The organism is Marinoscillum pacificum (assembly GCF_024714495.1).
Lineage (GTDB): Bacteria > Bacteroidota > Bacteroidia > Cytophagales > Cyclobacteriaceae > Marinoscillum > Marinoscillum pacificum.
The window spans coordinates 176,261-186,324 of record NZ_JAMZMJ010000002.1; the positions used below are offsets into that span (position 1 = coordinate 176,261).

The 10,064-nt window shown below is 42.9% G+C and carries 4 protein-coding genes; 1 reads left to right on the forward strand and 3 read right to left on the reverse strand.

What is annotated here, in order from left to right; genetic code table 11:
- Positions 1-5: 5 nt before the first annotated feature.
- The gene (locus tag NXS00_RS07730; RefSeq protein WP_258098581.1) at positions 6-1,841 is read right to left on the reverse strand and encodes a RagB/SusD family nutrient uptake outer membrane protein; all 1,836 of its coding nucleotides are present in this window, start codon (positions 1,839-1,841) and stop codon (positions 6-8) included.
- 13 nt (positions 1,842-1,854) lie between these two features.
- Positions 1,855-5,049 carry a SusC/RagA family TonB-linked outer membrane protein gene (locus NXS00_RS07735; RefSeq protein ID WP_258098582.1) on the reverse strand — a complete coding sequence of 1,065 codons (3,195 nt, stop codon included), beginning with the start codon at positions 5,047-5,049 and terminating at the stop codon, positions 1,855-1,857.
- 468 nt (positions 5,050-5,517) lie between these two features.
- Between NXS00_RS07735 and NXS00_RS07740 the strand changes: the two genes are divergently transcribed.
- A complete protein-coding gene (locus NXS00_RS07740; RefSeq protein WP_258098583.1) occupies positions 5,518-8,697 on the forward strand; it encodes an RICIN domain-containing protein in 3,180 nt (1,059 codons plus the stop codon).
- A gap of 112 nt (positions 8,698-8,809) precedes the next feature.
- On the opposite strand, the gene manA is transcribed toward NXS00_RS07740, so the two are convergent.
- Positions 8,810-10,009: a mannose-6-phosphate isomerase, class I gene (gene manA / locus NXS00_RS07745; protein WP_258098584.1), complete on the reverse strand. Its 1,200-nt coding sequence runs from the start codon at positions 10,007-10,009 to the stop codon at positions 8,810-8,812.
- Positions 10,010-10,064 lie beyond the last annotated feature (55 nt).

Here is a 10,064-nt window from a genome sequence, read left to right on the forward strand (position 1 = left end):
ATGAATTAATGGAATGGGTTTCTAACCAGTTTAGGATTATTATTGAGCACGTTTGGATCAATTGACGAATAGTAGTTCGCCATTCTAAAGAACCTAGGCTGTCTAAATCTGGTTGGTCGTACCTTGTTGAAGATATATTTACCATCATCCTCGTGACCTTCTCTCACCACTCTGTATGGATAAAGGCCGTAAACCAAAGCATCTTCATTGGTATCACTACCATTCCAAACTTCATGCGCTATTCTCCATCTTTTTAGGTCAAAATATCGGTGATCTTCAAAGGCTAGCTCCACCCTTCTTTCCTTTCGGATAATTTCAGTAGTCAGAGCACTAAGGCTGTTGGCTGGGAAGCCTGCTCGCTCTCTCAATGTATTAATGTAACCTACAGCTTCACCACGCCCCAGTTCGAATGCCGCTTCTGCAGCATTAAGATAAATCTCACCAAGTCTGAACCATGGCCACCAGTTCTCTGCAGCAACACCTCTGGTGCTGGCACCTGGTGCCTCACTGACAAATTTTCTCATATAAAATCCGGTATTACTTACATCACGCGCATTATCCTGAGGTCCATCAAAACCAGTCCACAGCTGACCATCATCATAGTTATCACCCAGATTTGGAGCATTTCTAAACTCATAGGTATCTCCATTCCATACAGCAATACCGGCCTGAATACTCACAGGAGCACTCTTGAAGGTAGTACCCGGATACACAATGGTACCATAAAGTCGTGCATCCTTATTAGCAAAAATGTCTTCTATATTGTCATATGCTATGTAGTCGCCACCAGCTGTCTGATATCTGAGTGTTCCTTCTGAACCATCCAGATAATCATAGCTTTCCACCAATCCTAGTGACGGTGATAGATTTGAAGATGACTCATTATCCTCTGTTAGGCTTCTTGGAATATTGTCATAGGTAAACCAGTGAATTTTCAAACTCAAGGTATAATCCTTAGCGAAGATGATCTCACTATTCCCCTTTTGCATAAATAGCTCATAGAAGTTAGCGCCTTTATCAGGATTTTCATTGTAGATCTCATAACCACCGCTATTGATGATTTCTTCACTTGCAGCCAGAGATTTAGCAAAGTATTCATTGGCCAAACCGGAAGGTATACCAACTTCACCACCATCTGTGGAAATTGGGCTCCCCATCTCTGCATTGTACTTAGCAATAGATCCTGCGTACAACATCGCACGGCTTTCCAGTGCTAATGCCACAAACTTATTGGCTCTTGTCTGACTGCTACTATTGGCATCCAGCAAACCTTTGATCGCTTCCATCTCATTGTAAATGAAATCATACACCTCTTGCTCTGTTGCTCTTGGGATCTGTAGAGAGGAAGGATCTCCACTAAAATCATAGATCAGTTGCTCTGTAATAATCGGCACTCCGCCCATACGCTTCACCAACTCAAAGTAGATAAAAGCTCTAATGAATCTAAGTTCAGACTTAAACAGGTCCTTTTCTTCATCAGATAGTTCTACACTATACTGATCTATATTTTCGATAGCCAGATTAATCTCACGAATGTAAGTGTAGTCCCAATAACGCCCATAATCATCACCAAACTGAAAGTCATTTCTCCAGTTTTGATCCTGGTGACCAGACCACATGGCATCATCCAACTCTGCCATACCTCCGGTATTGAACACTCCATGAAGTGTAGGAATTCTATTGTAATAATTAGCTAGCAAAGACTTGATCAGCTGAGGATCATTCCAGAGTTGCTCGTCGGTAATGATATTCTGCGGTTGTCTTTCTAACCACTCCTCATTCTCACATGCCATCAAAAACAGGCAGCAGATGAAAGTTAGTTTGATATATAAATTTTTCATGTTGTCGCTTGGTTTAAAGTGTGATATTGAATCCAACAACTATTGTTCTCTGCGTAGGGTATACCACCGCAGCGCGGGCTTCAATCTCAGGGTCTATCTGGAATTTTCTCACATTATCAATTGAGATCAGGTTAGACACGTTACTATACACCCTTACTTTTTGCATCTTGATTTTGGAAGTGATCTGACTTGGAATGGTGTACCCCAATTCCAGATTTCGCACTCTTAAGTACTTCACGTTGGTCAACCAGAAGTCACTATTTCTCCAGTTGGGTCCTGTGTTACCATTTCTGATAGCTGGGTAATAACCAGACACCCACTCACTATCTGGATCATAAGGATCAGCCTGGTACCATCTGTCTTCCAAAAGGTATGCAGGCGAGTTACCACCTGCGTGGAAGGCATTTCTCAACTCATAGTCTTGAAACCATGACTGCATAGCTCCACCAACCAAATCTATATTCAAGTCAATCCCTTTCCAGCTCGCTCCAAGGTTTCCACCAAATGAGATCATCGGTGACCATCCTGTAGGGTATCCAATAGGACGCTCATCCATCCAGTTGATAATTCCATCTTCGTTTACATCTTTGTAAATAAGGTCTCCTGGAAGTAGCGTACGGTTATTCTGACCATCTATATCTACTGCATGGTTACGGATATCCTCCTCTGATTCGAACCTACCAACTACCTGGTAGCCCCACCAGACTCCACCCCATCTGTCTTCAGATGAGTAGCGATATTCATCCCATGAGTTTCCAAACCGAGGTTTGTAAGACTCTATATTTCTGTATCGAGAATAAGTAAAGTTTACCCCTGCGTGGTAATCTACTTCTCCCGCAGAGCTGGTATAAGAAAGACTTCCTTCTATACCATTGTATCCATTCTTGTTCAGGTTTTCATTTGGCAAACTATACCCCACTTCACTCGGCAGCAACACATCGTATCTAGCTGCAGGCACCCCTGTTCTTCTGATTCTGAAAATGTCAGTAGTGAATTTCAGCTTATCCTCGAAGAAGTTAATATCTACACCAATATTGGAAGTGGTGTTTTTTACCCAGCTAAGGTTAGTAACTGGCAATCCTCTAGGTCTGACACCAGTAGTGAATGTTCCATCTAGAACGGCATTTCCATCGTTCCAGGTATAGCCACCCAGATAACCAAATAGGCCAACACCTTGCTCCAGACCAGTCTGTCCCAACGATGATCTAAGTTTTAAATTGCTTATGATGTTTCTTGCACCTTCGAAGAATGACTCATTGGACACTCTCCATGCTAGGGACACACCCGGGAAGAAACCCCAACGGTGACCTGGAGGATACAAATAGGAAGCATCATATCTACCCAGCACTTCTAGCAAATACTTATCGTCATAGTTATAATTTACTCTACCAATGAATCCTGCTCGAGCCTCATAATTCCAGCTGTCGTTAAAGGAGTTCATCTTATCAAATTCGACTAAAGGCAGGTAGTTATTAGATGGGTTGGATCCATATGCAAGGTATTCCTTGTTGTAGTCAGATCGCTCATACCCCCCCATTACTGAGAACATGTGCTTGCCTATTTCCTTTTCATAATCCAACTGGAATTGAGCATACCTAGCTGTTACTTCACGCTCTGTCTGGTATCTCCACCCTCCATCTACACCACCAGTGCGGTTATAAGTATCTTCTACTTCATTGTAGCTGTAGACATCATAGGTATATTGGAATCCATCAAACTTATTAATGCTGTAGTTGTAAGAAACCGTCCCTTTAGCTCTTAGGCCAAAATCAAAGTCGTAATTAGCATACAGGTTGATGTTTGCATTCTTGTTAAGGTTGTCTTTATATCCTGCTACATCTCGTGAAAACAAAGCGGGGTTTCTGGAGTAATCACGCGTATGGTTGATATAATCAGGATTGTCGTTAGCATAAGGACCATCAGTCGGTAGGTTGCTAAACATCCCCAGGATGGATGAGAAATAACCATCTCCTCCAGGCAGTCCTACATCTTCAGTCTTTTCATTTCTGGCACTGATCTGAGAGCCAATTTTTAGCCTGTCAGAAACCATGGTTTCCAAATTGGCTTGTATGTTGATTCGGTTATAATTAAAATCTTCCATCAATGCCTCCTGACCAGTCTTGGCAACAGACAAGTAGTAGTTGGTCTTATCAGTACCTCCGGTCACATTTGCATTGAGGTGATACTGAGGAATATTACTTCTCATAGTGAGGTCATAGTAATCATAGCTTTGGTACCCCGGTTCGGTACCTGCCTGCCACTTAGACAATTCCTCTGGTGTCAATACACTACTTGGATCCTGCCCCTGGTTTTGAGCGGCTTCCACGCGTCCTCTCCAGTACAAACCTGCATCAGCCAGTTCTGGAAAACGAGTGAGGTTTTGCCAACCATAGTATCCATTTATATTGACACGTGTAGACTCTCCTTTTTTCCCTTTTTTGGTAGTCACCAATACCACGCCATTAGAGGCTCTCATACCGTAGATTGCTGCTGAGGCATCCTTGAGTATGGTAATGCTCTCGATATCTTCCATATTCAATGAGTTGAAGATATCGGCACCTGACACATTCGAAGACTGCACCCAGTCATTGCCTGTATCGCCTCCATATGGAACTCCATCTATTACATAGAGTGGGCTACCCATGTTACGAACTTCGATAGCTGCTCCTCTGCCCGGGCGGGCATCCTTGGCTCTGACTGTAACACCCTGTACGCGTCCTGCCAAAGCTCCTGCTGTAGTTGTAGAAGTAGACCTGACCAGGTCCTCAGATTTCACATTACTGACAGCTCCTGTTAGGTTCTCTTTCTTTTGTGTACCGTATCCTACTACAATCACTTCTTCCAGATTTTCCATATCTGCTTTCATGCTTACCGTCAGATCGCTTTGACCTGTTACAGTAACATCTTGTGTCATGTATCCCACAAAAGAAACCGTAAGTACAGCTCCTTCCATCACTCTCAGTTGGAACTTACCATCAATATCTGTAACGGTACCATTTTGAGTACCCTTCTCCATTATTGTAGCACCTGGAAGGGATTCGCCATTTTCATCTTTTATGGTACCTTTTAGGACATAGGATTGATCCGTCTGATAGTCCAACACCTCTACCGCCATCGAGTGTAGAGGCGTAATCATGATCGCCAGTATCAGTGCTATCAGCATCTGATACTTCCGACCAATTCTTACAGGTAGAATTGTAATCATCATCTTCATGTTTAGTTAAAGTTTTAGGTTAGCCAGGCTAGTAGATCTTCTAGGTTGACTTCATAGCACAGCTTGTGTAACGCAAGTAACTTTAAACTACTTTACTCACAGAGGTGACAATCATTCAATAAAGGGGGTGTTATTAATCCTGCAATTTTATTTTTACTAAAAACAAAGGCTCAGATTGAATAAAATGCATTTTTCACAAATTCCAACTTAGGTTCAACACTCATTATTTGAGCACATCATAGATGGTAAAAACCTTGATACGACGTGCGACCCTGCACAGTACTTATCTATAAAATCGATACCTCCCCCCGCTTAGCAGAATGAGGCCCCGTAGGATCTGATGATTATTGAATTACTTGATACTTCAAGATAATCCCCAACCTCTACTCAAGTTGCCTTCCACCCTTCGTGCATGGAGTATGGGACTATCCAACCTTTATTAACACATTAAATTCTTTAAAAATGAGAAAACTTATCATTCATGGCATTGCTATGCTCATGCTCCTCACATGGAGTCATGTCTATGCCCAAACTGCAAGTAGCAGCGATTACCTGAAAGCACAGCCAATCGCAGATCGTACTGTCCCATTCGCCATTTCAGATCTGGGTGAATCCAAGCCAATCACCTGGGGACTGGACCTGGCCTGGCTTAGTGAAGGCAATATTCGTAGGGGTATTGCCTTTATGGAACAGCAAAATGTAGATATAGTCAGGTCGTCATTTACACCCACTGCAGCACTGATCAATGGAGACTTACCGCAAGCAGAGCTGGATATAGTGAACCAACGCATCAACATCATCAGTACCTGGTTAGGAAATATGCCTTTGACACTCAACTGTGATCACCCTAGCGTATCCGACTGGTACAAGAATGCAGACGGCACTACCAATGCATATCGGTGGGCACAGCTCATTGATGTAACGGCAACACATCACAAAAACGCAGGACATTCCATCGTCACTGTTTCGCCATTTAATGAACCTGACTATGGCTGGGGACAGGGAGACATGGCTGACTTTTATAATATAGCTGGAGAAATCAGGCAGAGCTTCTCTACACTAGATGGTGTGCGTATATCTGGAGGCAATACACTCAGCACTGATGCTGGAGTTACCTGGTATAACTATCTCAGTGATCGGTTAGACGAAGGCAACACACATCAGCTAGCAGGGAGTTTTGACAACTACGCTACGTTACACCAATCTATTCAAGCCAACGGAGATCACGGCACCAACGATGAGCTACACAATGTCATGGAAGCGATGGTAGGTGCAGAATACGGAATGCAAACCGGCATCTGGTGGGGAACTGCCAATTATGCTCGTGGTGAGTTTGTACAGGCAAGTGATGGCACCCGACTGGGCTACGCGGAACACAGACCCAATTGGAGTGCTGCTTCAGTATACCGAAACACAGATGGAGAAATACAAGCTTTCGCTGGTCAATCGGAACGCCAGGCAATAACCACTACTTTCCGATTTGTATCCAAAGAACGAGATGTCTACTATGACGGATTAGGCCCACAAAGAGAATTTGTACTAGAGATGCCGGGTGGTACCGCCTATTGGGAAAATACACCTAATGCAGAGCGTGTCATCAACATTACCTGGGGAGACGATATTCAGCCGGTAATTAACGGAACTTATACACTCGTCAATCGCAGCAATGGCAATGTCATCCAAATCAATGGAGGCTCATCTACTGCAGGTGCCAACCTTGAAGCTGGATCCAGCACAGGAGCAACTAATCAACAATGGAATGTAATACCTGTTGATGCTAGAATAGGTGGAGACTTTAGCTACTTCACAATCAACAATGCACAAAACAACCTGGCTCCCGATATTTACAACTATTCACTAGACAATGGTGGCAACATTGTAGTTTGGGACGATACCCAAGGAGAAAATCAACAGTGGTATCTGGAATATGCCGAGGATGGCTGGTTTTATATCAGAAGCCGCTTCAACGCAAAATGTCTGCAAATTAATGGATCGAACGTGGAGCAATGGGACAAAACTGGCAATGCCGCTCAACAATGGAGACTGATTCCTGCAGGAGCTCCTATAGAGTTTACAGCCCCATCCGCACCAAGTAGTCTTTCTACAGTTGCCAACAATGCTTCTGTTCGCCTAGACTGGACAGCCAGCTCATCATCCGACGTTGCGGGTTATCATATCTATCGTGCGGATAGTCCATCTGCACCTTTCAATACAATTGCACAAAATGTGAATGGAACCACTTTTGTGGACAATACTGCTTTGGAAGGCAATAATTATTACTATTCCGTAAAGGCAATTGATCAATCACTAAACAGGTCCAACTATTCCAACACAGTCACTGGCAGCACTTCTGCACAAGATGGTCTGGTCGCTCACTATACTTTTGACAATAACACGCAAGATATAAGCAGCAACCTGAACCATGCCGCAACTTTCGGGACCGCTAATGCTTCAGGCACCATTGGCGGAGCTATAGGACTTGATGGATCGGACGATTTCTTACAATTACCAGTGAACGTGACAAGTTCAGCTGAAATCACCATCGCTACCTGGGTCTACTGGAACGGTGGTGGAGCATGGCAGAGGATCTTTGATTTTGGTAATGACCAATCGGAATATTTATTCCTAACACCAAGCGCAGGAAGTGGTGAGCTGCGTTTTGCCATCAAAGATGGAGGAGCAGAGCAAGTACTCAATGCACCAGCACTAAGCACAGGCACCTGGAATCATGTGGCGATCACTCTCAGCGGTAACATAGCAAAAATGTATCTCAATGGTCAATTAGTGGATGAATCGAGTTCTTTTTCCATTTCTCCGGATGATTTCAAACCTATTGCCAATTACATAGGAAGAAGCCAATATCCTGACCCACTTTTTAATGGTAGAATTGATGACTTCAGAATTTACAATCATGAATTATCTGCCTTTGACATAGCAGTACTGGGTACCTCCTCTTCCAATTATTACCAGCTCAGAAACCGCAACACCGGCTTGTACCTGGACGGAATGGGACGCACAACTAATGGAGCTGACTGTGGACAATATGCCAATACCTCGGACCCAAATGCACAATGGGAGCTAATTCCGGTAGATCAAAACTATTATAAACTTCAAAACAGAGGCACCGGCTTGCTTTTGGATGGCATGGGACGTACCACCAATGGAGATGCTTGTGGCCAATATGAAGACACAGGCAGTCAAAATGCACACTGGGCTTTACAGCAGTATGATGGTATCTATTACCGTGTTCAAAATCGAGCAACAGGTTTATATCTCGATGGCTATGGATACACCACCAATGGTGCAAATGTCAACCAGTACGCCAATACCGGACACGTTAATGCTCAGTGGGAGTTAGTGACCGTACCTAACACCGCCAGAGTAGAAGAGCTATTGAACACTGTTGAAAAGCAGGCAGACATCAAACTCTTCCCTAATCCTACTAATGATCTTTTGAACATTCAACTGAAAAACGAAGGCAACAACACTGTAAGCATTAGAAACCTCTCAGGAAAAGAGGTACTTAATAAGCAATTAAAAGCAGGTGAAAATCAATTGAGCATACAACACTTAAAAGCCGGAATTTATATGGTGACCATTCAGGGAGAAGTCTCCAAAACTTATAGAATAATCAAAGAATAAGGAAAAAAGACTTCTTGTCAACTCCTAAATACAAAAGCCTGACTACAGTAATGTTGGTCAGGCTTTTACATCTACAATTTATTGATTTCTATAAATTAATAACATACTACTCTTACTTCACAGGGCACTTCGCTTTATACAAAATAGCTTCATCAGATGCTGCTATTTTGTAACTATCTCCTGCACTAACAGAAAAGACCTCTCCTTTGGTTAGGTCCAACAATTCATCTCCTGAAGTTGCCTTCACATTCCCTTCTAAAACGATGATAACTTCTACCGTATCAGCATTTGACTGATAAGTAGCTCCTGACTGAACAGACACTTTACTTAACTCAAAATCTGGAGCTGGACTCTTGTAAATTCTCTCTAACCCATCAGGTTGCGCATCACCATTCAGGATGTTTGGAATGGTTTCTTCAAAAGCAACATGCTTCAATAGTTCCGGCACATCTACATGCTTTGGTGTAAGACCTCCTCTAAGCACATTGTCCGAGTTAGCCATCAATTCCATATTTTGTCCCTCCATATAAGCGTGCGGTACCCCTGCATCCTGAAAGACGGCTTCTCCTGCATTCACTTTCACAATATTGAAGAAATAAACTGAGTAGATGCCCTTATCCAAATCACCTTCTGGACAGAAAGTTAGATAAGCTTTCGCCGCCCAATAATCCGGGCTCGATTTATCCAAAGCTCCTTCTTTATAAAGAGGTAATACTCGATCAATAAGCGGCTTAAGTACTTGATTGGTTTCATCTGCTGACTCCTCCATGACCAACTGATATAATCCTTTATAGCCTGAAGTTTTAAACACCTCTACGAGCTGACTCAATTCTGGCGTTTCACTTAATGTAGCAATTAAATTAGCTTCTGGTTTGAAACCATGCAGTAACCAAAACTCTCCCAATGCCACCATAATTTCAGGCTTATGGTTATCATCCTTGTAGTTTCTATGAGGCGCAGACAATGGAATTCCCAGCTCATTTTCATGTGCAAATCCTTTTACAGCTTCCTTTTTCGTAGGATGTACCTGAATAGACAGCATGTCATTTACATCCAAAACTTTGAAGAGAAACGGAAGCTTCCCAAAAGCATCATAAACCGGTTTACCTAAAAGATCCTGGCTATTTGCAGCAATGTAATCATTGAACTTCTGACCAGAGGAAGTGATCGTGGCAGGTGCTTTATCATGTGCTCCCATCCAGTATTCAGCACACTTATCACCAGTTACTTCCTCACCTATTAGATTGGGAATGTATTCGGTTCCTCCCCATGCGTAATTCTGTACGACTCCCTTCAGTTTCAACAATGCCATAGCTGATCTTTTATTTTGATTGTTGCGAAATTAGAAATTTTCAATTTTAATCTAT